This is a genomic window from Streptomyces sp. NPDC085927, assembly GCF_044540975.1.
Classification (GTDB): Bacteria; Actinomycetota; Actinomycetes; order Streptomycetales; family Streptomycetaceae; genus Streptomyces; species Streptomyces hirsutus.
In genome coordinates this window covers 812,947-835,484 of sequence record NZ_JBITSN010000001.1, presented here as the reverse complement: position 1 = coordinate 835,484, position 22,538 = coordinate 812,947, and the positions used below count along the sequence as shown (strand labels likewise).

Annotated in this window: 21 protein-coding genes and 4 tRNA genes; 20 read left to right on the top strand and 5 right to left on the bottom strand. The window is 68.1% G+C overall.

Going from position 1 to position 22,538, the window contains the following annotated elements; all coding sequences use genetic code 11:
• Positions 1-5: 5 nt before the first annotated feature.
• The gene (locus tag ACIF80_RS03835) at positions 6-1,187 is read right to left on the bottom strand and encodes a hypothetical protein (RefSeq protein WP_399798896.1); all 1,182 of its coding nucleotides are present in this window, start codon (positions 1,185-1,187) and stop codon (positions 6-8) included.
• A gap of 621 nt (positions 1,188-1,808) precedes the next feature.
• Between ACIF80_RS03835 and ACIF80_RS03830 the strand changes: the two genes are divergently transcribed.
• Both ACIF80_RS03830 and ACIF80_RS03825 read left to right on the top strand, forming a co-directional pair.
• Positions 1,809-1,889, top strand: a tRNA-Tyr gene (locus ACIF80_RS03830).
• 102 nt (positions 1,890-1,991) lie between these two features.
• A complete protein-coding gene (locus ACIF80_RS03825) occupies positions 1,992-2,204 on the top strand; it encodes a hypothetical protein (RefSeq protein WP_381024096.1) in 213 nt (70 codons plus the stop codon).
• 46 nt (positions 2,205-2,250) lie between these two features.
• Here ACIF80_RS03825 and ACIF80_RS03820 read toward each other — a convergent pair whose 3' ends face one another.
• Positions 2,251-2,907, bottom strand: coding sequence for an NAD(P)H-binding protein (locus tag ACIF80_RS03820; protein WP_399798894.1), 657 nt, complete (start codon positions 2,905-2,907; stop codon positions 2,251-2,253).
• Positions 2,908-3,056: 149 nt separating this feature from the next.
• On the bottom strand, positions 3,057-4,361 hold the full coding sequence (locus ACIF80_RS03815; RefSeq protein ID WP_399798891.1) for an amidohydrolase family protein: 1,305 nt from the start codon (positions 4,359-4,361) through the stop codon (positions 3,057-3,059).
• A 294-nt stretch (positions 4,362-4,655) separates the two neighbouring features.
• Here ACIF80_RS03815 and ACIF80_RS03810 point away from each other — a divergent pair.
• The 9 genes from ACIF80_RS03810 to ACIF80_RS03770 all read left to right on the top strand — a co-directional run bounded on the left by ACIF80_RS03810 (position 4,656) and on the right by ACIF80_RS03770 (position 10,181).
• A tRNA-Thr gene (locus ACIF80_RS03810) sits at positions 4,656-4,728 on the top strand.
• 46 nt (positions 4,729-4,774) lie between these two features.
• Positions 4,775-4,847 (top strand) — tRNA-Met (locus ACIF80_RS03805).
• A 94-nt stretch (positions 4,848-4,941) separates the two neighbouring features.
• A complete protein-coding gene (gene rpmG, locus ACIF80_RS03800; RefSeq protein ID WP_006347275.1) occupies positions 4,942-5,106 on the top strand; it encodes a 50S ribosomal protein L33 in 165 nt (54 codons plus the stop codon).
• A gap of 103 nt (positions 5,107-5,209) precedes the next feature.
• Positions 5,210-5,662: a MaoC family dehydratase N-terminal domain-containing protein gene (locus ACIF80_RS03795; RefSeq protein ID WP_399798889.1), complete on the top strand. Its 453-nt coding sequence runs from the start codon at positions 5,210-5,212 to the stop codon at positions 5,660-5,662.
• 8 nt (positions 5,663-5,670) lie between these two features.
• Positions 5,671-6,099: a MaoC family dehydratase gene (locus ACIF80_RS03790; RefSeq protein ID WP_399799428.1), complete on the top strand. Its 429-nt coding sequence runs from the start codon at positions 5,671-5,673 to the stop codon at positions 6,097-6,099.
• Positions 6,100-6,215: 116 nt separating this feature from the next.
• Positions 6,216-6,785 (top strand): TetR/AcrR family transcriptional regulator, encoded by a 570-nt coding sequence (locus ACIF80_RS03785; protein ID WP_399798886.1) that lies wholly within the window; start codon positions 6,216-6,218, stop codon positions 6,783-6,785.
• Positions 6,786-6,999: 214 nt separating this feature from the next.
• Complete coding sequence (locus ACIF80_RS03780) at positions 7,000-8,442, top strand: DHA2 family efflux MFS transporter permease subunit (protein ID WP_399798883.1); 1,443 nt, start codon at positions 7,000-7,002, stop codon at positions 8,440-8,442.
• Between the two features lie 104 nt (positions 8,443-8,546).
• The gene (locus tag ACIF80_RS03775) at positions 8,547-8,927 is read left to right on the top strand and encodes a DUF3291 domain-containing protein (protein ID WP_399798881.1); all 381 of its coding nucleotides are present in this window, start codon (positions 8,547-8,549) and stop codon (positions 8,925-8,927) included.
• A 198-nt stretch (positions 8,928-9,125) separates the two neighbouring features.
• Positions 9,126-10,181 carry a UDP-N-acetylmuramate dehydrogenase gene (locus ACIF80_RS03770; protein WP_399798878.1) on the top strand — a complete coding sequence of 352 codons (1,056 nt, stop codon included), beginning with the start codon at positions 9,126-9,128 and terminating at the stop codon, positions 10,179-10,181.
• A 97-nt stretch (positions 10,182-10,278) separates the two neighbouring features.
• Here ACIF80_RS03770 and ACIF80_RS03765 read toward each other — a convergent pair whose 3' ends face one another.
• Positions 10,279-11,319, bottom strand: a complete 1,041-nt coding sequence (locus ACIF80_RS03765; protein WP_399798876.1) for an adenosine deaminase — start codon at positions 11,317-11,319, stop codon at positions 10,279-10,281.
• Positions 11,320-11,495: 176 nt separating this feature from the next.
• Positions 11,496-12,722 carry a pyridoxal phosphate-dependent aminotransferase gene (locus ACIF80_RS03760; RefSeq protein ID WP_388433433.1) on the bottom strand — a complete coding sequence of 409 codons (1,227 nt, stop codon included), beginning with the start codon at positions 12,720-12,722 and terminating at the stop codon, positions 11,496-11,498.
• A gap of 269 nt (positions 12,723-12,991) precedes the next feature.
• Here ACIF80_RS03760 and ACIF80_RS03755 point away from each other — a divergent pair.
• The 9 genes from ACIF80_RS03755 (at position 12,992) to rpoB (ending at position 22,531) form a co-directional block, all read left to right on the top strand.
• Positions 12,992-13,064: transfer RNA gene (locus ACIF80_RS03755), tRNA-Trp, on the top strand.
• Positions 13,065-13,173: 109 nt separating this feature from the next.
• Positions 13,174-13,461: a preprotein translocase subunit SecE gene (secE, locus tag ACIF80_RS03750; protein WP_055570299.1), complete on the top strand. Its 288-nt coding sequence runs from the start codon at positions 13,174-13,176 to the stop codon at positions 13,459-13,461.
• Positions 13,462-13,541: 80 nt separating this feature from the next.
• Entirely contained in the window at positions 13,542-14,402 is an 861-nt protein-coding gene (nusG, locus tag ACIF80_RS03745; protein ID WP_399798873.1) for a transcription termination/antitermination protein NusG, read from the top strand.
• Between the two features lie 189 nt (positions 14,403-14,591).
• Positions 14,592-15,026: a 50S ribosomal protein L11 gene (gene rplK, locus ACIF80_RS03740; protein WP_030736361.1), complete on the top strand. Its 435-nt coding sequence runs from the start codon at positions 14,592-14,594 to the stop codon at positions 15,024-15,026.
• 87 nt (positions 15,027-15,113) lie between these two features.
• Positions 15,114-15,839 (top strand): 50S ribosomal protein L1, encoded by a 726-nt coding sequence (gene rplA, locus ACIF80_RS03735; RefSeq protein ID WP_399798870.1) that lies wholly within the window; start codon positions 15,114-15,116, stop codon positions 15,837-15,839.
• A 168-nt stretch (positions 15,840-16,007) separates the two neighbouring features.
• Complete coding sequence (locus tag ACIF80_RS03730) at positions 16,008-16,982, top strand: hypothetical protein (RefSeq protein ID WP_399798868.1); 975 nt, start codon at positions 16,008-16,010, stop codon at positions 16,980-16,982.
• A 409-nt stretch (positions 16,983-17,391) separates the two neighbouring features.
• Positions 17,392-17,922 (top strand): 50S ribosomal protein L10, encoded by a 531-nt coding sequence (gene rplJ / locus ACIF80_RS03725; RefSeq protein ID WP_399798866.1) that lies wholly within the window; start codon positions 17,392-17,394, stop codon positions 17,920-17,922.
• 115 nt (positions 17,923-18,037) lie between these two features.
• Positions 18,038-18,421, top strand: a complete 384-nt coding sequence (gene rplL, locus ACIF80_RS03720) for a 50S ribosomal protein L7/L12 (RefSeq protein WP_399798864.1) — start codon at positions 18,038-18,040, stop codon at positions 18,419-18,421.
• A gap of 624 nt (positions 18,422-19,045) precedes the next feature.
• Positions 19,046-22,531, top strand: a complete 3,486-nt coding sequence (rpoB, locus tag ACIF80_RS03715) for a DNA-directed RNA polymerase subunit beta (protein ID WP_399798862.1) — start codon at positions 19,046-19,048, stop codon at positions 22,529-22,531.
• The last annotated feature ends 7 nt before the right edge of the window (positions 22,532-22,538 follow it).

Here is a 22,538-nt window from a genome sequence, read left to right as displayed (position 1 = left end):
GTGAGTCAATCAGGCTGCCGCGATTCTTGAGATTTCCGTTGACCGGCGATAGTCGACCCCTTGACAGCATATTTGACGATGTTTTGGAAGATGTTTTGGACCTGAGGGGGCATCGATTGAAGGAGGAGACGTGTCCGTTCGATTTCTTCACCCGCCTGCAAGTCGAGTGCTCGAGTAAGAATGGGACGCACGTCCTCGGGGTTGACCCTATTGGCTGCATCTACTCTGCGTAGGACCTGATCAGGGCCATAGCCGAATCGGACAGCGAGGCTGCGAGGCTTGTTACCGACTTCCTTCTCTTCTGGTGAGGCAGATAGGAGGTGATCCCTCAGAGATGATGTCGATTCTTGGCGGAGTTGCTCGCGTTTAGTCTCTTCTATCTCTCTCTGAAGGGTTGCTATTCTTTCCATAGCTGCGGCCATCTGCTCTTGAGGTGTGGCGTAGACGCGAGCCGCACTCTTCTCTGCGTCCGCTTCAGGGTGCGCCTTATCTGTTGTGACGCGCACTTCTGAATGAACGGTGGGTTCTTCATCCTCCTTGTGTTCGACGCTTTCGATCTGCCGTTCTAGTTGATCGCATCGCTCTTCCGCTAGAATTCGAGCATTCATTGCTTCTTTGAGTTGTTTTTTAAGGACGTCGATTTCAGCTTGAAGCTGTTCTCTTTCCTTGCGTAGATCCTCGGCTTCAGAGGAAAACAACTCAATTTCTGCCTTGGTTGCCTGCCTATCTGCTGCCCTGACTGCACGTAACGCCTTGAGTTCCACGGTTAGGTGATCTACCTGCTGCTGCGACTCGTGCAGCGCCTGTCGAAGTAGACGTTCAAGGGAAGCTGCTTCCCGCGCCTGTTCATCGGCCTCCTCAAGCAAGCGCTGAAGGTCGGCTGTTCTCCTTGTTCCCCCACTGCTTCCAGCCGCGCGGACATACAGTTGGCGTAAAAGCGCCACTGTCTCATCGCTGGTCTGACTTTCACGCTCCTCTGCCACATGCGCGAGCAGATTGATGATGAAGTTCCATGACGGAACACGTACGCCCTTGAAATAGCGAGAAAGAGTGCCCGGATCGGTGTAACAGCGAGCCGCATATCTGCGCATTGAAATGCCGAGTGAATCGAAGAGTGTCCGCAAGGCTTCAGCTAGCGCGCGGTTTTCTTCGCTTGCTGCGTCGCCAATAGGTTCTAGCGCCCCCACACTGCCCCTCCCCTGGGTGTTGCGTGACCGGCAACACCCGCCGTTGGCGTTCCTGCAACGCCATGTCTTACCTGGTCAGAGACTCGAAGGTCTGCTGGCGCAGGTTGTTAAAACTCTGCAGCAAGGATGCCCGTTGCCGCAAGAGCAACACCTGCGACCGTGTTGCCAAACGAGAGCAACGCCGCTGTTGCGGCTTCTGCAACACCTGCTTCCAAAGGCAAGCTTGGGTCAGAAATTAACTCGGGCTCCTGCCCGCCGAAGGAAGGCGAAAAAGAGTGACCCCCCGCACGGATCCCTCCTACTCAAACATCGCTCGTCTCTTTGACTTCCTCGCCTTCGTGGGGATTCTCTCCGTCATCCTCACCCTCGCCTACTTGGGAGTGGGGGCCGCTTCTATCGCTGCCATCGCTGCACTAGTCGGCGTCTGCGGCCGTATCTGGGTGGCCATCAGCCGTCCGTCGGGGGTGTTCCGTAAGGAGAAGGCGCACGTCGCTTGGGCCCCGGGTAAGTGGCAGGGCAAGCTTGAGACTGAGCGTCGCACGGAAGGTGGGCCCCAGGAGTAGCAGTGTCACTGCCCAACCGTGGGGCATCCGAGGGGCAGGACGCTGCTCATGAAGTGAATGCGCAGCTGAGCCCCCAGATCGCGAGCAGTCTGTAAATCTGCCGGCTCAGCCTTCCCAGGTTCGAATCCTGGCGCCGCCACAAGGGAGGACCCCCTCCGGACTGCGATATCGCAGTCCGGAGGGGGTCCTCGCGTTTGTTGTGGGGTATGTGCGGGGCGGGTCGCTCGGGGAGACTGGCGGGATGTCGTCACGTCGTAGGCGTTGTCCCGAGTGCCGTCGTGAGATCGCCGTCGTGGCCGGGCGGTACGCGCGTCACGATCCGCCCGGCGCCCGGGGGAGCGGGGAACTCACCTCGTGCCCGGGGTCCCGCCGGTATGCCCGGTCCGGCGCCGAACAGCCGTCGCTGGACGGGTACGTCGTACCGGAGTTCCCGGGGCAGATGCCGCTGTTCTAGCCGTCCTCGAGACGCTTTCCGCGTCCCCCCGAGGCCCTCCCGCGGCTCATTCGCCCGCCACCGCCTTCACCGCCACCGGGATCGGCACGGGGCCGCTGATCAGTTCCAGGGTCAGGCCGGCCGTCGAGGAGCCCTCCACCAGTTCGGCCAGGACGGCGGCCACATCGTCGCGGGGGATCGGGCCGCGGCCGGTGTGGGCCTCCAGGCGGACCAGGCCGGTGCCGGCGTCGTCGGTGAGCATGCCGGGGCGCAGGATCGTCCATTCGAGGGCGTTCAGGCCGCGGACGTACGCGTCGGCCTCGCCCTTGGCGCGCTGGTACACGTCGAAGACCTCGTCCCCCTCGTGGGCCGGATCCGCGCCCATCGACGAGACGACCACGAACCGCGGCACGCCCGCGCGGACCGCGGCGTCGGCGAAGAGGACCGCCGCGGCCTTGTCCACCGTCTCCTTGCGTGCCGTGCCGCTCCCCGGGCCGGCGCCTGCGGCGAACACCGCGGCGTCCGCGCCCCGGAGTTGCTCCGCGACGTCCGCCACCGACGCCGACTCCAGGTCGAGTACGACCGGCTCGGCGCCCAATTGCCGCAGCGCGTCGGCCTGTTCGGGCTTGCGGATGATGCCCGCCACTTCGTCCCCGCGCGCGACGAGCAACCGTTCCAGCCGCAGCGCGATCTGACCATGACCACCAGCGATGACAATGCGCATGCCTTCGACCGTACGCCGCGACGATCGCATCCGCCGCACGGCACGACCCGGAAGGAGAGCAACGAAGGGAACAGCGACAGGAGCAGCGAAAGGAGCAGCGACAGGAGCAGCGGGAACGACGGGAAGAACGGAAGGTACCGGCGGAGGGGCTACGTGGCTCCTGCCCGGCCCTGTCGGGGCAGGCCCGTCGCCGGTTCCGTCATCGGCTCCGGTTCCGGTTCGGTGGCCGTCCTCGACGAACCGCAGTACTCCCGTACCGCGCTCGTCCGTGCGACCACGCGTCCCCGGTGCACCACGATCCGGCTGTACGCCAGGGACAGCGCCGCCGGCAGCCGGTCGCCGCGGACCGCGAGCAGTTCGGCGGGGAAGCCCGCCTCCACCCGTACCTCGGGCAGCCCGAGGGCGGCGCGGGCCGACGAGCTCACCGCCTCGTAGGCGTCCTCGGGGGAGAGCCCGTGGTGGGAGGCCAGCAGGTACGCCGCCTCCAGCGGGTCGCCGCGGCCGACCGGGTTCGACGCATCCCGCAGGGCGCCGCTCCCGGCCGCCACCCGTACGCCCGCCGCGCGCAGCAGCCGTACCGGAGCCGTGCCCGTGCCCCGGCGGTCGAGGCCCCCGCAGCCGCCCTGGGGCAGGCACACCACGGTCACCCCGGCCGCCGCCAGGTGGTCCGCGGTACGCGCGGCCGCCTCGGCGGGCAGCCGGCCGAGGCCGCCGCACGGGCTGAGCGTCACACCGGGCCGCAGCCCGCCCGCCATCGCGGCGAGCCGGGCCACGCGGGCGGGGTCGGCGGTGTCCGTGTGCAGGTCGACGGGGCAGCCGTGCTCGGCGGCGACCTCCAGGACCGCTTCCACGTACCCCGTGGGATCGGGGTCGGCGTCCGGGCAGCCGCCCACCACCGACGCGCCCATCTTCATCGCGTCCCGCAGCATCGCGATCCCGTCGGCCCCGGCCACCCCGGTCAGTACGCGCGGCATCGCCACCGTCGTCAGCTCGGTCAGCCCGCGCAGCGAGCGCCCCGCCTGCAGTACGGCGGTGAGCGCGCCGAGTCCGGTCATGTCGTCCACGCGCACGTGCGCCCGGAGTGCCGTCGCCCCGTGCCCGAGCTGGAGCAGTGCGGCCTCCGTCGCCCGGCTCCGGACGTCGTGGGGGTCGTACGAGAGGGGGCCGTCGGATGCCGCGGACAGGGCGGTGTCGGAGTGGGCGTGCGGCTCGGCGGGGGCCGGGAGGAGCAGATGGCCGGCCAGGTCGACCCGGGTGCCGCCCGTACGGGTGCCGTCCGCGGTCAGGCTGCCGGCCGTGCCGACCGCCTCGATGCGCCCGCCACCCAGCCGTACGTCCACGGTCCGGCCGTCGGTGAGCCGCGCGCCGCACAGCAGGAGCGGCGCCGGGTCGGACGGGCCCGGGGACGGTACGGGCGACGAGGGGGGCGGCGGCTGCGGCCGGTTGTCGGGCATCGCGCTCCTGAGGCTCGCACTGCGCACGGTTGTCGCAGGATCACACAGAGGGAAGATCACGCAGAGTGAGTCGAGCCTAGGGCGGAGGTTCGTTCCTCGCCGGGAGGAGCGTAAGAGTCAGCAATAGTCGTACCGGCGTGGCCGGGCAGGGGCCGTCGTGGTGCGGCGGGGGTGCCGCGGAGAGCTGGACGTGACGTCCGGGACCGTCGGGAGGGAGTGACCGACAGGGTGGGACAGGGGCCGCGAAACGGATTTGGGTGAACGGCGGCGGAGCGTGTAATGTCTTCCTCGCTCGCCCCAATAGCTCAGTCGGCAGAGCGTCTCCATGGTAAGGAGAAGGTCAACGGTTCGATTCCGTTTTGGGGCTCTGGTGTGTGAGGTTCCCGTCGCGAGGCGGGAATCGATCGCATCACAGCGGTGTAGCTCAGTCGGTAGAGCAAGCGGCTCATAATCGCTGTGTCACCGGTTCAAGTCCGGTCACCGCTACACACAGTAGCCGATTGCGGGGTCGGTCCTTCGATCGGCTACTCTTTCTGCGTTCATTCATTCTCATTATCCCGTTCGTCCAAGGAGCACTCACGTGGCTGCCACCGACGTCCGCCCGAAGATCACGCTGGCCTGCGTGGAGTGCAAGGAGCGGAACTACATCACCAAGAAGAACCGGCGTAACAACCCGGACCGTCTGGAGATGAAGAAGCACTGCCCGCGTTGCAAGGCGCACACCGCGCACCGCGAAACGCGATAAATCAGGCTCGTACGCGAGGCCGTCCCCGTAGCCGGGGGCGGCCTCGCGTTGTTCTTCCCGCCGGCCGACCAGGGCCGCACGAGACACAGGAGGTGCCGCGCGCATGGCGCTCGACCAGTCCTTCGTGGGGCGGAGCTACCCGCCCACCGTTCCCTATGAAGTGGGCCGGGAGAAGATCCGCGAGTTCGCCGAGGCGGTGGGTGACGCCAACCCGGCGTACACGGACGCGGAGGCCGCCAAGGCGCTCGGCCACCCCGATGTGATCGCCCCGCCGACCTTTGTGTTCGCGATCACTTTCAAAGCCGCCGGACAGGTCTTCACCGACCCCCAGCTCGGCCTGGACTACAGCAGGGTGGTGCACGGCGACCAGAAGTTCGCCTACCGCCGCCCGGTGCGTGCCGGTGACCGGCTCACCGTCACCTCGACCATCGAGGCGATCAAGTCGATGGCGGGCAACGACATCCTGGACGTCCGCGGCGAGGTGCACGACGAAGCCGGCGAGCACGTCGTGACCGCCTGGACCAAGCTGGTGGCCCGCGCCGCCGAGGAGGCGTGAGCAGCATCATGACGGCGAAGATCTCCTACGCCGACGTCGAGGTCGGCACCGAGCTGCCCGCACAGACGTTTCCCGTGACCCGGGCCACCCTCGTCCAGTACGCGGGTGCCTCCGGCGACTTCAACCCCATTCACTGGAACGAGAAGTTCGCCAAGGAAGTCGGCCTGCCCGACGTCATCGCGCACGGCATGTTCACCATGGCCGAGGCGATCCGCGTGGTCACCGACTGGGTGGGCGACCCGGGTGCGATCGTCGAGTACGGCGTCCGCTTCACCAGGCCGGTCGTCGTCCCCAACGACGACCAGGGCGCCGTCATCGAGGTCACCGGCAAGGTCGCGGCCAAGCTCGACGACCACACCGTCCGCGTCGACCTCACGGCGACCAGCGCCGGGCAGAAGGTGCTGGGGATGTCGCGGGCGGTCGTACGGCTCGCCTGACCGGAAAACCGCGTCGCGTGGTACGACGTGAGGGGCGTTCTCCATGGAGAACGCCCCTCACGTCATACCGGGCCCGCCTCTTGACGTAGTTAGTGATTGAGTACTAACTTGGCGGCATGGTCAGGATGAGTGCGGCGGAGAGGCGCGAGAGCATCATCCGCGCGGCGAGCGCCGAGTTCGCCCGCGGTGGCTACCACGGCACGTCGACCGAGGCGATCGCCAAGCGGGTCGGCGTCTCGCAGCCGTATCTCTTCCGGCTCTTCCCGGGCAAGAAGGCCATCTTCCTGGCGGCGGCGGACCGCTGCGTGGAGGACACCATCCGCATGTTCGCGGAGGCGTCCGATGGGCTGGAGGGCGAAGAAGCCCTGCACGCCATGGCGACCGCCTATACGCACACCATCGCGGAGCGGCCCGAGCTGCTCATGATGCAGATGCAGATGTACCTCGCGGTGGCGGCTGCCGAACAGGAGGGCGACGAGGAGTTCGGCGCGAGCGTGCGCGCCGGCTGGCTGCGGCTGTGGGACACCGTCCACCTCGCCCTGGGGGCCGACGTGCGCGAGACGACGACCTTCATGGGGTACGGCATGCTCATCAACTGCCTGTCCGCCATGGGATTCCCGGCCGGACACCGGATCTGGGAAGGGCTGGACCTCTCGGCGCGGGCCGAGGGACCGCCGAAGGAGTAGGAAGCGGCGCCACCGGTGGATGCGATGAATCCAATGAATCCAGCGAATCCGATGGGTCCGACGAATCCGATGGGTCCGACGAATCCGAGGGACCGGATGGACCGGATGGCTGTGGTGGAAGCGACCGAAGGGGGGGAAGGCGTTGTGGTGCCGCCTTTTTCTGCGCGTGAAAGTTAGTCATCGATAACTAACAACATCATCTCCTGGGGGAGCGATGTCACAACAGACCGCACGCGGCGGCTCGGCCGCCTGGGCACTCGTCATCACCAGCGTCGCCGGCTTCATGGCGGCCCTCGACAACCTCGTCGTCACCACCGCACTGCCCTCCATCCGCAAGGACCTGGGCGGCGCCCTGCACGACCTGGAATGGACCGTGAGCGCCTACACGCTCACCTTCGCCGTCCTGCTGATGTTCGGTGCGGCACTCGGCGACCGCTTCGGCCGCCGTCGGCTCTTCATCGCCGGCATCGCCGTCTTCACCGCGTCCTCCGCCGCCGCGGCCATGGCCCCCGGCATCGACTCCCTGATCGCCGCCCGCGCGGTGCAGGGCGCCGGGGCCGCGGTCATGATGCCCCTCACCCTGACCCTGCTCACCGCGGCCGTACCCGAAGCGCGGCGCGGTATGGCGTACGGCATCTGGGGCGCCGTGAACGGCCTCGCGGTGGCCTCCGGACCACTGGTCGGCGGCAGCCTCACCGAACACATCTCCTGGCAGTGGATCTTCTGGCTGAACGTCCCGCTCGGCCTGATCCTCATCCCGCTCGCCCGCCTGCGCCTCGCCGAGTCCCACGGCACCGGAGCCCCGCTCGACCTGCCCGGCACCCTGCTCGCCAGTGGCGGACTCTTCGGCATCGTCTACGGACTGGTCCGCGGGCCCGTCGACGGCTGGACCGGCACCGTCGTCCTGACCGGCCTGTTCACCGGGACCGCGCTGCTCGTGGGCTTCGTGCTCTACAGCATCCGCGCCAAGAACCCCATGCTGCCGATGCGGCTGTTCCGCTCCCGCGCCTTCTCCGGCATCAACGCGGCCAGCTTGCTGATGTTCCTCGGCATGTTCGGCTCGATCTTCCTGCTCGCCCAGTACATGCAGGGCGTGCTCGGCTACACGCCCACCGAGGCGGGCCTGCGGATGCTGCCCTGGACCGGCATGCCGATGCTCGTCGCCCCGATCGCCGGCATCCTCTCCGACCGCATCGGCGGCCGTCCGGTCGTCGCCACCGGCCTCTTCCTGCAGGCCCTCGGCCTCGGCCACCTGGCCGTGGTGGCGACCGCCGACGCCTCCTACGCCGCCCAGCTGCCCGCCCTGGTCATCAGCGGCATCGGCATGGCGTTGTACTTCGCCCCGGCCTCCAACCTGGTGATGTCCAGCGTCCGCCCGAAGGAACAGGGCATCGCCTCCGGGGCCAACAACGCCCTGCGCGAGGTGGGCGGCGCCCTCGGCATCGCGATCATGGCGTCGATCTTCGCGTCCCGGGGCGGCTACGAATCCGGCCAGGCCTTCGTCGACGGTATGCGTCCGGCGCTGGTGACCGGCGCCGCGGCGGTCGCCCTCGCAGGCGTCGCGACCCTGTTCATACCGGCCCGCAAGCGGCCCGCCGCCCCCACCTCGCCCCCCGCCGGCCCGACGCCCGAACCGGTACTGGAAACAGCCTCCTGAGCCCTCCCGAGCTCTTCGGAATCCTCTGGAACCCCGCCACCCATCACAGAGGGACCCCTCGCCCATCACGGAGGGGGCCCCGCCCACCACGGAAGGACCCGGTCATGCCCACGCTTCCCTGGACCGTCCCGAACACTCCGCCGTCCCACACCGAAGTGCACGTCTTCGCTTCCCGCTTCGAGACCCGCACCCTCTGGGGAGCCCTGCGGTTCTTCCTCAAGACACCCGGTGTCTGGCGACAGGTGAGCAGGGCTCCCGGCGCGTACGGAGCCTCCCTGAAGGCGCAGCCGCTGCGGCGGACGTTCTGGACCGTGTCCGCCTGGGAGTCCCGGAATGCCCTCGGCGCCTTCGCCCGTACCGGTCCGCACGCGCCGACCGCCCGCGGGCTCCTCCCGCAGATGCGCGACGCCAAGTTCGCCGACTGGACCGCGAAGAGCGAGGACCTCTCCGTCGACTGGACAGAAGTACGGCGCCGCCTCACCTGAACACCCAGCTCACCTGAGCACCCGCCCCATCTGAGCACCCGGCCCACCCGAACACCCCTCCGCGTGTGAACACCCACCCGCGCGTGCGCACGACCCACCCCGCGCGGACACCGGCGCCCGCGCAAGCACCCGCGCACGCGTACGACAGCGCACCCGGCCCCCGCCGCCCCGTCCGGCGGGGGCCTTAGTCTTGAGCCCGTGCAGGAACTCCACGACGCTCCCCTCGCCCCGCTGACCACGTTCCGCCTGGGCGGCCCCGCGACCCGGCTGGTCACCGCGACGACCGACGAGGAAGTGATCGCCGTCGTCCGCGAGGCCGACGACAGCGGTACGCCCCTGCTGATCATCGGCGGTGGCTCGAACCTGGTCATCGGCGACAAGGGCTTCGACGGCACCGCACTCCTCATCGCCACCCGGGGCCTCACCCTGGACGGCACGCACCTGGAACTGGCGGCCGGAGAGGTGTGGACCGACGCCGTCGCCCGCACCGTGGAGGCCGGTCTGGCCGGCGTCGAGTGCCTGGCCGGCATCCCCGGCTCGGCGGGCGCCACCCCCATCCAGAACGTCGGCGCGTACGGCCAGGAGGTCTCCTCCACCATCACCGAGGTCGTCGCCTACGACCGCCGGGCCCGCGAGACGGTCACCCTCACGAACGAGGAGTGCGCCTTCTCCTACCGGCACAGCCGCTTCAAGGCCGACCCCGAGCGCTACGTCGTCCTGCGCGTCCGCTTCGGCCTGGAGGACGCCGACGGCCTCTCCGGTCCCGTCCGGTACGCCGAGACGGCCCGCGTCCTCGGCGTCGCACCGGGCGACCGCGTCCCCCTGCCCACGGCCCGCGAGACGGTCCTGAAGCTCCGCGCCGGAAAGGGCATGGTCCTGGACCCCGAGGACCACGACACCTGGTCGGCCGGCTCCTTCTTCACCAACCCGATCCTCACGGGCGAGGAGTTCACGGCCTTCCGGACCCGGGCGAAGCAGCACCTCGGCCCCGACACCGAGCCCCCCGCGTATCCCGCCGGCGAGGGCCGTACCAAGACCTCCGCCGCCTGGCTGATCGACAAGGCGGGCTTCACCAAGGGCTACGGCGACGGCCCGGCCCGCATCTCCACCAAACACACCCTCGCCCTCACCAACCGCGGCGAGGCGACCACCGAGGACCTGCTGGCACTCGCCCGCGAGGTGGTGACCGGCGTGCGCGAAACCTTCGGCATCACCCTGGTCAACGAGCCGGTGACGGTGGGGGTCGGCCTCTGAGGAACCGCGGGCCGCCCGCCCGCCCTCACCCGGCCGGAGCCGCCCGCCCTCACCCCACCGGAGCCGCCCGCCCTCACCCGGCCGGAGCCGCCCGCCCTCACCCCACCGGAGTCGTCAGCCACCGGTCGATCCCCGCCAGCAGCTCCGCCCTGGCCGCCTCCGGCGCCGTCGACCCGCGCACCGACTGCCGCGCCAGCTCCGCCAGCTCGGCGTCCGTGAACCCGTGGTGCTCGCGCGCGATCTCGTACTGGGCCGCCAGCCGCGAGCCGAACAGCAGGGGGTCGTCCGCTCCCAGGGCCAGCGGCACGCCCGCGTCGAACAGCTTCCGCAGCGGCACGTCCCCCGGCTTCTCGTACACGCCCAGCGCCACGTTCGACGCCGGGCACACCTCGCACGTCACCTGCCGGTCCGCGAGCCGCTGCAGCAGCCGCGGGTCCTCCGCCGCCCGCACCCCGTGCCCGATCCGGTCGGCCTCCAGGTCGTCCAGGCAGTCCCGCACGGACGCGGGCCCGGACAGCTCGCCCCCGTGCGGCGCGGACAGCAGCCCGCCCTCGCGCGCGATGGCGAACGCCCGGTCGAAGTCCCGGGCCATGCCACGCCGCTCGTCGTTGGACAGCCCGAAGCCGATGACCCCCCGGTCCGCGTACCGCACCGCCAGCCGCGCCAGCGTGCGCGCGTCCAGGTGGTGCTTCATCCGGTTCGCGGCGACCAGCACCCGAATCCCGAGCCCGGTGTCCCGCCGCGCCGAGTCCACCGCGTCCAGGATGACCTCCAGCGCCGGGATCAGCCCGCCCAGCCGCGGCGCGTACGACGTCGGATCGACCTGGATCTCCAGCCAGCCCGACCCGTCCTTGAGGTCCTCCTCCGCGGCCTCCCGCACCAGCCGCTGGATGTCCTCCGGTTCCCTCAGGCACGAGCGCGCCGCGTCGTACAGCCGCTGGAACCGGAACCAGCCCCGCTCGTCCGTGGCCCGCAGACTCGGTGGCTCTCCGCTGGTCAGCGCTTCGGTCAGCGCCTCGGGGAGGCGTACGCCGTACTTGTCGGCCAGTTCCAGCACGGTGGCGGGGCGCATCGACCCGGTGAAGTGCAGGTGCAGATGGGCCTTCGGCAGCAGGGAGAGATCACGTACACGTTCCATTCCAAAATCCTGCCGCACCTCCCGGGGGACCCGGTAGCGCTTTCCCCGAACGTGGTCTTGCTCGCACGTCAGCACGAGGGAAACGGAAGCGGGCCGCCTCCCCCGAGGGAAACGGCCCGCCCGTGTACTCACGCGAGTACACGGAACCGGTCCTGCGGTCAGTCCTGTGCCGCTGATCAGTCCTGTGCCTCCGCCAGCAGCTTCTGGATCCGGCTCACGCCCTCCACCAGGTCCTCGTCGCCCAGCGCGTAGGACAGCCGCAGGTATCCCGGAGTGCCGAAGGCCTCGCCGGGAACGACCGCGACCTCGACCTCCTCGAGGATGAGCGCGGCCAGCTCCACGGAGTTCTGCGGCCGCTTGCCCCGGATCTCCTTGCCGATCAGGGCCTTCACCGACGGGTAGGCGTAGAACGCGCCCTCGGGCTCCGGGCAGACCACGCCGTCGATCTCATTGAGCATCCGCACGATGGTCCTGCGCCGGCGGTCGAAGGCCTCGCGCATCGTGGCGACCGCGTCCAGGGAGCCGGAGACCGCGGCCAGCGCCGCCACCTGGGCGACGTTCGACACGTTGGAGGTGGCGTGCGACTGCAGGTTGGTGGCGGCCTTCACGACGTCCTTCGGGCCGATGATCCACCCGACCCGCCAGCCGGTCATCGCGTACGTCTTCGCGACACCGTTGACCACGATGCACTTGTCCCGCAGCTCCGGCAGGACGGCGGGCAGCGAGGTGAAGGTGGCGTCGCCGTAGACCAGGTGCTCGTAGATCTCGTCGGTCAGCACCCACAGACCGTGCTCGACCGCCCAGCGGCCGATCGCCTCGGCGTCCTCGGCGCTGTAGACCGCGCCGGTGGGGTTCGAGGGGGAGACGAACAGGACGACCTTGGTCCTCTCCGTCCGCGCGGCCTCCAGCTGCTCCACGCTGACGCGGTAGCCGGTCGTCTCGTCGGCGACGACCTCGACCGGGACACCGCCGGCCAGACGGATCGACTCCGGGTACGTCGTCCAGTACGGGGCCGGGACGATGACCTCGTCGCCCGGGTCGAGGATCGCGGCGAAGGCCTCGTAGATGGCCTGCTTGCCGCCGTTGGTGACGAGGACCTGGGCGGGGTCCACCTCGTAGCCGGAGTCGCGCAGCGTCTTCGCGGCGATCGCGGCCTTCAGCTCCGGCAGCCCGCCGGCCGGCGTGTAGCGGTGGTACTTCGGGTTCCGGCACGCCTCGATCGCGGCGTCGACGATGTAGTCCGGAGTCGGGAAGTCGGGTTCACCGGCGCCGAAGCCGATCACCGGTCGCCCGGCGGCCTTGAGGGCCTTGGCCTTGGCGTCCACGGCGAGGGTGGCGGACTCGGAGATCGCACCGACCCGGGCGGAGACCCGGCGCTCGGTGGGAGGGGTTGCAGCGCTCATGGGTCCATCGTTCCAGACCGGAAACCCGCCCGGCACGGGGGTTTCACAGACTGAACAGGTCTTGGTCAACCTCTGAACACCAGTCCGGATCCGTTCCGCCGGCCCTCTCCGTCAGGACGATCTTCGGCCGGGAGACCGGGCACGGGCGCTTTCTGTTCGACGCCCGGCCCCGGAACACGTACACTCACACCTCGTTGGCCTTCCGCGGCCGTGCTCACCGGGTGCACACCAAGCATCCGGCCGGATGCGGTACGTTGGGGGACACACAAAGGGTCGTAGCTCAATTGGTAGAGCACTGGTCTCCAAAACCAGCGGTTGGGGGTTCAAGTCCCTCCGGCCCTGCTACACACAACCTTAGCCAGGATGTGTACGCATGTACGTACAGCAATGCACCGCCGTGCGGCTCATACCGGGCGCGGCACGGCCATGACCCGGAATCAGGTGAGGACGAGTGACGGACGCCGTGGGCTCCATCGACATGCCTGATGCCGAGGACGAGGCGCCGGACTCCAAGAAGAAGACCCGCAAGGGCGGCAAGCGGGCCAAGAAGGGCCCGCTGAAGCGCCTCGCGCTCTTCTACCGCCAGATCGTGGCGGAGCTTCGCAAGGTTGTCTGGCCGACCCGGAACCAGCTGACGTCGTACACAACCGCAGTGATCATCTTTGTGGTCGTCATGATCGGCCTGATCACACTGATCGACTACGGGCTCGGGCACGTCGCCAAGTACGTATTCGGCTGAGCCGCCTGCGAAGAGCGCCGAGGTACCCGGCGCTCCTTTCGCGTGTTCCACCCCTATGTATCCAGGAAGAAGCAGCCACCGTGTCTGACCCGAACGTGAACGACGCCATCGAGCCGGTCGAGTCCGTCGAGGACGAGCTCGACACCGTCGGGGGCGCGGACAGTGAGGCCTCCGAGGCCTCCGCCGAGGTCGAGGCTGCCGACGCCGCCGCGGACGAGTCCGAGACGGCGGCCGATACGACCCCCGAGGCCGAAGAGGCCGACGACGCGGACTCCGACGAGGACGCCGCCGACGAGACCGAGGCCGAAGAGGCCGAGGACGACCGCGACCCGGTCGAGAAGCTCCGCGAGGAACTGCGGACGCTGCCCGGCGAGTGGTACGTCATCCACACGTACGCGGGCTACGAGAACCGGGTGAAGACCAACCTGGAGCAGCGCGCCGTCTCGCTGAACGTCGAGGACTTCATCTTCCAGGCCGAGGTGCCGCAGGAAGAGGTCGTCCAGATCAAGAACGGCGACCGCAAGACGATCAAGCAGAACAAGCTCCCGGGTTACGTCCTGGTCCGCATGGACCTGACGAACGAGTCCTGGGGCGTCGTCCGCAACACCCCCGGTGTCACCGGCTTCGTGGGCAACGCCTACGACCCGTACCCGCTGACCCTGGACGAGATCGTCAAGATGCTCGCCCCGGAGGCCGAGGAGAAGGCCGCCCGCGAGGCCGCCGAGGCCGAGGGCAAGCCGGTTCCGCAGCGCAAGGTCGAGGTCCAGGTGCTGGACTTCGAGGTCGGCGACTCGGTCACCGTCACCGACGGCCCGTTCGCCACGCTCCAGGCGACCATCAACGAGATCAACCCCGACTCCAAGAAGGTCAAGGGCCTGGTGGAGATCTTCGGCCGCGAGACGCCGGTCGAGCTCTCCTTCGACCAGATCCAGAAGAACTGACCCGGTTCCGAACAGCCCGGACAGTCTGGACCACAGCTTCCGAACAGGTCAGGTGAACGCTCAGGCGTCTGCCTGACCTGCTCGGTTTTTGGCCGCACATCCATACCCGCTATCGTTGTGCGGTATGCCTGTGTCCGGGGTGATTCCCGGTACGCGGGCAGGACCCGAATCGAAAGGACCCGGAGAGTCATGCCTCCCAAGAAGAAGAAGGTCACGGGGCTCATCAAGCTCCAGATCCAGGCCGGTGCCGCCAACCCGGCTCCGCCGGTCGGCCCCGCGCTGGGTCAGCACGGCGTCAACATCATGGAGTTCTGCAAGGCCTACAACGCCGCGACCGAGTCGCAGCGTGGCTGGGTCATCCCGGTGGAGATCACGGTCTACGAGGACCGCTCCTTCACCTTCATCACCAAGACCCCGCCGGCCGCGAAGATGATCCTCAAGGCCGCGGGTGTGGAGAAGGGCTCCGGCGAGCCGCACAAGACCAAGGTCGCGAAGATCACCGCTGCCCAGGTCCGTGAGATCGCCACGACCAAGATGCCCGACCTCAACGCCAACGACCTGGACGCCGCGTCGAAGATCATCGCCGGCACCGCCCGTTCCATGGGCGTCACGGTCGAGGGCTGACCTCCACCCCCCCCGTAAGCCAAGCAGAAGTGTGGAAGGGCCGGCTCGGCCCGGACCACGACTCCTAAGAACCCACAGGAGCTATACGTGAGCAAGCGCAGCAAGTCTCTCCGCGCTGCGGACGCCAAGGTCGACCGGGAGAAGCTGTACGCCCCGCTCGAGGCCGTCCGTCTCGCCAAGGAGACCTCCACCTCGAAGTTCGACGGCACCGTCGAGGTCGCCTTCCGCCTGGGCGTTGACCCGCGCAAGGCCGACCAGATGGTCCGTGGCACCGTGAACCTCCCGCACGGCACCGGCAAGACCGCCCGGGTCCTGGTCTTCGCGACCGGCGACCGTGCCGAGGCCGCGCGTGCCGCGGGCGCCGACATCGTCGGCGCCGACGAACTGATCGACGAGGTGTCGAAGGGCCGTCTGGACTTCGACGCCGTCGTCGCCACCCCGGACCTCATGGGCAAGGTCGGCCGCCTCGGCCGCGTGCTCGGTCCCCGTGGTCTCATGCCGAACCCCAAGACCGGCACCGTCACCCCGGACGTCACCAAGGCTGTCAACGACATCAAGGGTGGCAAGATCGAGTTCCGCGTCGACAAGCACTCGAACCTGCACTTCATCATCGGCAAGACGTCCTTCGACGACACCAAGCTGGTGGAGAACTACGGCGCCGCGCTGGAGGAGATCCTCCGTCTGAAGCCGTCCGCCGCGAAGGGCCGGTACATCAAGAAGGCCGCGATCACCACCACGATCGGCCCCAGCATTCCGCTCGACTCGAACCGCACCCGCAACCTCCTCGTCGAGGAGGACCCGGCGTCGGTCTGAGCCCCTCGGGCCGGCCCGTCCGGCCCGTCCGCTCACCGAGCACGCCCCGAGCCCGCCCCCGCGCCCACCACGGCGCGGGGGCGGGTTTTTTCGTACAGCAGTGTCAGTCAGGTGGGTTACGGTTCAACGGACTTGACTGATCGGGCGAAACAACCAGGGGTGGGATTCATGGGCATGTCCGCATGGAAGCGCGCGGGTGTCTGCGTGGCGGCCGTGACGGTCGTCGCGGGCGTCACGAGCTGCCAGGCCGGTGACGGGGGAACGAAGGACAAGGCGGCGGAGCCCAAGGTCCTGTCCCGGGGCGAGGCGGCCGAGGTGCTCCAGGCCGCCTTCAAGAAGACGACGGAAGCGAAGTCCGCCAAGGTCCGGATGACCATGTCGATGCCCGCCGAGATGCAGGGCATGGGGGACATGGTGGGCGTGGCGGGCGACGGCGCCATGGAGATGACCGGGATCCAGGGCTGGGACCCGGCGGTCATGGATATGACCATCAAGGGATCCGGCCTCGGAGGGGACGACCCCGAGGCGCCTTCCGAGACCCGCCTGATCATGGTCGACGACGTCATGTACGCGGACATGGGCGCGGAGCAGGCCGTCGAGATGGACGGCAAGCGCTGGATGAAGCTGGACTTCCAGGCCATGGCCGAGGAGGCCGGGAGCAAGGAACTGCAGAAGCAGATCACCGGCAGCCTGGAGAGCATGAACCAGGACCCGGCCCAGCAGCTGGCCCTGCTGCTCGAGTCGCCGAACCTGAAGCACGTCGGCCCCCAGAAGGTCGACGGTGTCCAGGCGCAGCACTACAAGGGCACGCTGACCTTCGAGGAGATCATCAAGGGCAACGAGTCCTTGGACTTCCTCTCCGGGGAGGAGCGCAAGGAGCTCATCGCCAACGCCGAGAACTCGGGTGTGAAGGGGTACGACACCGAGGTCTGGGTCAACGGGGACGACTACCCGGTCAAGATGGTCCTCGGTATGAAGTCGGACGAGGGCACGGTCGACATCACCACGCACTACTCCGACTACGGGGCCCAGGCCGAGGTCGAGGCGCCGCCGGCCAAGGACACGGTCGACCTCTTCGAGATGCTGCAGGGCCTCGAGGAAGGAATCTCGGACATCGGAGCGGACGCCGGGGCCGACGTCTGAGTGGTCGGGACCGTCCCGACGTTCGACCCTCGGGAGGAGCAGTCCTGACGGTCCGTCGTCCGCCGGGAGGGGCCGTCCTGACGGTCCGTCGTCCGTCCTGACGGTCCGTCCCGAACGTCCCGGCGGGACCGGATTTGCCTCACGGCGATCCGGTCCCGTACTCTCCAGAGGAAGCCAAAGACCGCTGGTCGTTACCGTGCACTCGCAAGAGGGTGCGGTGGCCGAAGGATCCGCTGAACTGCGGACGACCCGCGCAGGTGACTGTGGAAGAGTTCCCGGACTTCGCGACCGCGAGGAAGCGAATACCGGTTGAGCCTCGCCCCGTGCGCCTGCGCCGGGGCGTTTCGTTTTCCCCAGTCCTCCTTCGGGTCCGCGCGGTCCGAATCACCCGGAAGGAGGCCGAAACTCTATGGCGAGGCCCGACAAGGCTGCCGCGGTCGCCGAGCTGACGGACCAGTTCCGCAACTCGAGCGCCGCTGTGCTGACCGAGTACCGCGGTCTCACCGTGGCCCAGCTCAAGCAGCTGCGCCGTTCGCTCGGTGAGAACGCCCAGTACGCCGTGGTGAAGAACACGCTGACCAAGATTGCGGCCAACGAGGCCGGGATCACGACGCTGGACGACCTGTTCAACGGTCCGACGGCAGTCGCCTTCGTCACCGGTGACCCGGTGGAGTCGGCGAAGGGTCTTCGTGACTTCGCCAAGGACAACCCGAATCTCATCATCAAGGGCGGTGTCCTTGACGGCAAGGCGCTGTCCGCCGACGAGATCAAGAAGCTCGCGGACCTCGAGTCCCGCGAGGTTCTGCTCTCCAAGCTGGCGGGTGCTTTCAAGGGCAAGCAGTCCCAGGCTGCTCAGCTCTTCCAGGCGCTTCCGTCGAAGCTCGTCCGCACCGTGGACGCGCTTCGCGCCAAGCAGGACGAGCAGGGCGGTGCCGAGTAATTCGGCTCGCTTTCCGGCCCTTGCCGACATGAGGCAAGGGTCATAGCGGGCCCGATGTACGCCCGCCTCACCCAGTACACCCGGCACCTGCCGATTTAGTGGAAGGACCGCCATCATGGCGAAGCTCACCCAGGACGAGCTGCTGGCCCAGTTCGAGGGCATGACCCTCATCGAGCTCTCCGAGTTCGTGAAGGCCTTCGAGGAGAAGTTCGACGTCACCGCCGCCGCCGCGGTCGCCGTGGCCGGCCCCGCCGCCCCGGGCGCCCCGGCCGAGGCCGAGGCCGAGCAGGACGAGTTCGACGTCGTCCTCACCGGCGCCGGCGACAAGAAGATCCAGGTCATCAAGGTCGTGCGCGAGCTGACCTCCCTCGGCCTGAAGGAGGCCAAGGACCTGGTCGACGGTGCGCCGAAGGCCGTCGTCGAGAAGGTCAACAAGGAAGCCGCTGCGAAGGCCAAGGAGGCCCTCGAGGGCGCCGGTGCCTCCGTCGAGGTCAAGTAAGACCTTCCGGGTCCGACAGGACCCCCGCGGCCCGGCAGCGCCGGATCCGCACCGCGTCCACCAGGGCGTGTAACGCGCAAGCGCCGAGGAGCGATCATCCATCCGGGTGGTCGCTCTTCGGTGTCTCCGGGACCGGTGGCGGTTGCCTCGAACCCGGGACGGCGGGGGGTATGGTGATCTTCGTCGTGGCCCTGTGCGGGCCACGAAGGATCGCCTGTCGAAAGGCGGTTCGGGCAAGGGGGCCTTGACGAACCGCACGTGGCGCGCAATTCTCAGGACGCGTCGTCACAAGGATCCGGATCCGAGGCATGGATCGGCGGCGAAGAGGGCAGTATCACGGTGCGTTGAGGGCAGGACCGTGTCACAGGAGTTGAGAGCAACGAGGGCCTCCGAGGGTCTCGAAAACCCGCACTGGACATCAGTGTGCCAAGTGGCTACACTGTCCCTTTGCGCTGCCTGTTAGCTGTCCCCTGCCCGTCACCAGGGGCATGCCCTCACTTGAGCACTGACGATCAGAGCCTCTCTGACCTGGCCTTTTCCGCCGGGAAGCGAAGTGTCTGCCGTGGTGTCCCGTGGGGGGCCGGTACGCGCGTAGTGAGTCCGAGCCCTCGGAAGGACCCCCTCTTGGCCGCCTCGCGCAATGCCTCGACCGCGAATACGAACAACGCTGCCAGCACCGCCCCGCTGCGCATCTCTTTTGCAAAAATCAAGGAGCCCCTCGAGGTTCCGAACCTTCTCGCGCTGCAGACCGAGAGCTTCGACTGGCTGCTCGGCAACGAGGCCTGGAAGGCTCGCGTCGAGGACGCTCTGGAAAACGGTCAGGACGTCCCCACCAAGTCCGGTCTGGAGGAGATCTTCGAGGAGATCTCTCCGATCGAGGACTTCTCCGGGTCGATGTCGCTGACCTTCCGCGACCACCGCTTCGAGCCGCCCAAGAACTCCATCGACGAGTGCAAGGACCGCGACTTCACGTATGCGGCGCCGCTCTTCGTCACCGCCGAGTTCACCAACAACGAGACCGGCGAGATCAAGTCCCAGACCGTCTTCATGGGCGACTTCCCGCTCATGACGAACAAGGGCACCTTCGTCATCAACGGCACCGAGCGTGTCGTGGTGTCGCAGCTGGTCCGTTCGCCGGGTGTCTACTTCGACTCCAGCATCGATAAGACGTCCGACAAGGACATCTTCTCCGCCAAGATCATCCCGTCCCGGGGTGCCTGGCTGGAGATGGAGATCGACAAGCGCGACATGGTCGGCGTCCGCGTCGACCGCAAGCGCAAGCAGTCCGTCACCGTCCTGCTCAAGGCGCTCGGCTGGACCACCGAGCAGATCCTCGAGGAGTTCGGCGAGTACGAGTCCATGCGCGCCACCCTGGAGAAGGACCACACCCAGGGCCAGGACGACGCGCTGCTCGACATCTACCGCAAGCTGCGTCCGGGCGAGCCCCCCACCCGTGAGGCCGCGCAGACGCTGCTCGAGAACCTCTACTTCAACCCCAAGCGCTACGACCTCGCCAAGGTCGGCCGCTACAAGGTCAACAAGAAGCTGGGTGCCGACGCGCCGCTCGACGCGGGCGTGCTGACCGTCGAGGACGTCATCTCGACGATCAAGTACCTGGTGAAGCTGCACGCCGGCGAGATCGAGACCGTCGGTGACAGCGGTCAGACGATCGTCGTCGAGACCGACGACATCGACCACTTCGGCAACCGCCGCCTGCGCAGCGTCGGCGAGCTCATCCAGAACCAGGTCCGCACGGGTCTGGCCCGGATGGAGCGCGTCGTGCGTGAGCGCATGACCACGCAGGACGTCGAGGCGATCACGCCGCAGACCCTGATCAACATCCGGCCGGTCGTCGCCTCCATCAAGGAGTTCTTCGGCACCAGCCAGCTGTCGCAGTTCATGGACCAGAACAACCCGCTGTCCGGGCTGACGCACAAGCGTCGTCTGTCCGCGCTCGGCCCGGGTGGTCTCTCCCGTGAGCGGGCCGGCTTCGAGGTCCGTGACGTGCACCCCTCGCACTACGGCCGCATGTGCCCGATCGAGACGCCCGAAGGCCCGAACATCGGTCTGATCGGCTCGCTCGCCTCCTACGGCCGGGTCAACGCGTTCGGTTTCGTCGAGACCCCGTACCGCAAGGTCATCGACGGCCAGGTCACCGACGACGTCGACTACCTGACCGCCGACGAGGAGGACCGCTTCGTCATCGCGCAGGCCAACGCCCCGCTGAGTGACGACATGCGGTTCGCCGAGGCCCGCGTGCTGGTCCGCCGCAAGGGCGGCGAGGTCGACTACGTCAGCCCCGACGAGGTCGACTACATGGACGTCTCGCCGCGCCAGATGGTGTCGGTCGCGACCGCCATGATCCCCTTCCTGGAGCACGACGACGCCAACCGTGCCCTCATGGGCGCGAACATGATGCGTCAGGCCGTGCCGCTGATCAGGTCCGAGTCCCCGCTCGTCGGCACCGGCATGGAGTACCGCTCCGCCGCCGACGCCGGTGACGTGGTCAAGGCCGAGAAGGCGGGTGTGGTCCAGGAGGTCTCCGCGGACTACATCACCACGACCAACGACGACGGCACGTACATCACGTACCGCCTGGCCAAGTTCGCCCGCTCCAACCAGGGCACCTCGGTCAACCAGAAGGTCATCGTCAACGAGGGCGACCGCGTCATCGAGGGCCAGGTCCTCGCCGACGGTCCGGCCACCGAGAACGGCGAGATGGCGCTCGGCAAGAACCTGCTGGTCGCGTTCATGCCGTGGGAGGGTCACAACTACGAGGACGCGATCATCCTGTCGCAGCGCCTCGTCCAGGACGACGTCCTCTCCTCGATCCACATCGAGGAGCACGAGGTCGACGCCCGTGACACCAAGCTCGGCCCCGAGGAGATCACCCGGGACATCCCGAACGTCTCCGAGGAGGTCCTCGCCGACCTCGACGAGCGCGGCATCATCCGCATCGGTGCCGAGGTCGTCGCCGGCGACATCCTCGTCGGCAAGGTCACGCCCAAGGGTGAGACCGAGCTGACCCCCGAGGAGCGCCTGCTGCGCGCGATCTTCGGCGAGAAGGCCCGTGAGGTCCGTGACACCTCGCTGAAGGTGCCGCACGGCGAGATCGGCAAGATCATCGGCGTGCGCGTCTTCGACCGCGAGGAGGGCGACGAGCTTCCCCCCGGTGTGAACCAGCTGGTGCGCGTCTACGTCGCGCAGAAGCGCAAGATCACCGACGGTGACAAGCTCGCCGGCCGTCACGGCAACAAGGGCGTCATCTCGAAGATCCTGCCGATCGAGGACATGCCGTTCCTGGAGGACGGCACCCCGGTCGACATCATCCTCAACCCCCTCGGTGTGCCGTCCCGAATGAACCCGGGACAGGTCCTGGAGATCCACCTCGGCTGGCTCGCCAGCCGCGGCTGGGACGTCTCCGGCCTCGCCGAGGAATGGGCGGAGCGCCTGCAGGTCATCGGCGCCGACAAGGTCGAGCCCGGCACCAACGTCGCCACCCCCGTCTTCGACGGTGCGCGCGAGGACGAGCTGGCCGGCCTGCTGCAGCACACCATCCCGAACCGGGACGGCGAGCGCATGGTGCTCCCGACCGGCAAGGCGAGGCTGTTCGACGGCCGCTCCGGCGAGCCGTTCCCGGAGCCGATCTCGGTCGGCTACATGTACATCCTCAAGCTCCACCACCTGGTCGACGACAAGCTGCACGCCCGTTCGACCGGTCCGTACTCGATGATCACCCAGCAGCCGCTGGGTGGTAAGGCCCAGTTCGGTGGCCAGCGCTTCGGTGAGATGGAGGTGTGGGCGCTGGAGGCGTACGGCGCCGCTTACGCCCTCCAGGAGCTGCTGACCATCAAGTCCGACGACGTGACCGGCCGCGTGAAGGTCTACGAGGCCATCGTCAAGGGCGAGAACATCCCCGAGCCCGGCATCCCCGAGTCCTTCAAGGTGCTCATCAAGGAGATGCAGTCCCTGTGCCTCAACGTGGAGGTGCTGTCCTCGGACGGCATGTCCATCGAGATGCGCGACACCGACGAGGACGTCTTCCGCGCTGCGGAGGAGCTCGGCATCGACCTGTCGCGGCGCGAGCCGAGCAGCGTCGAAGAGGTCTGACGGGAGT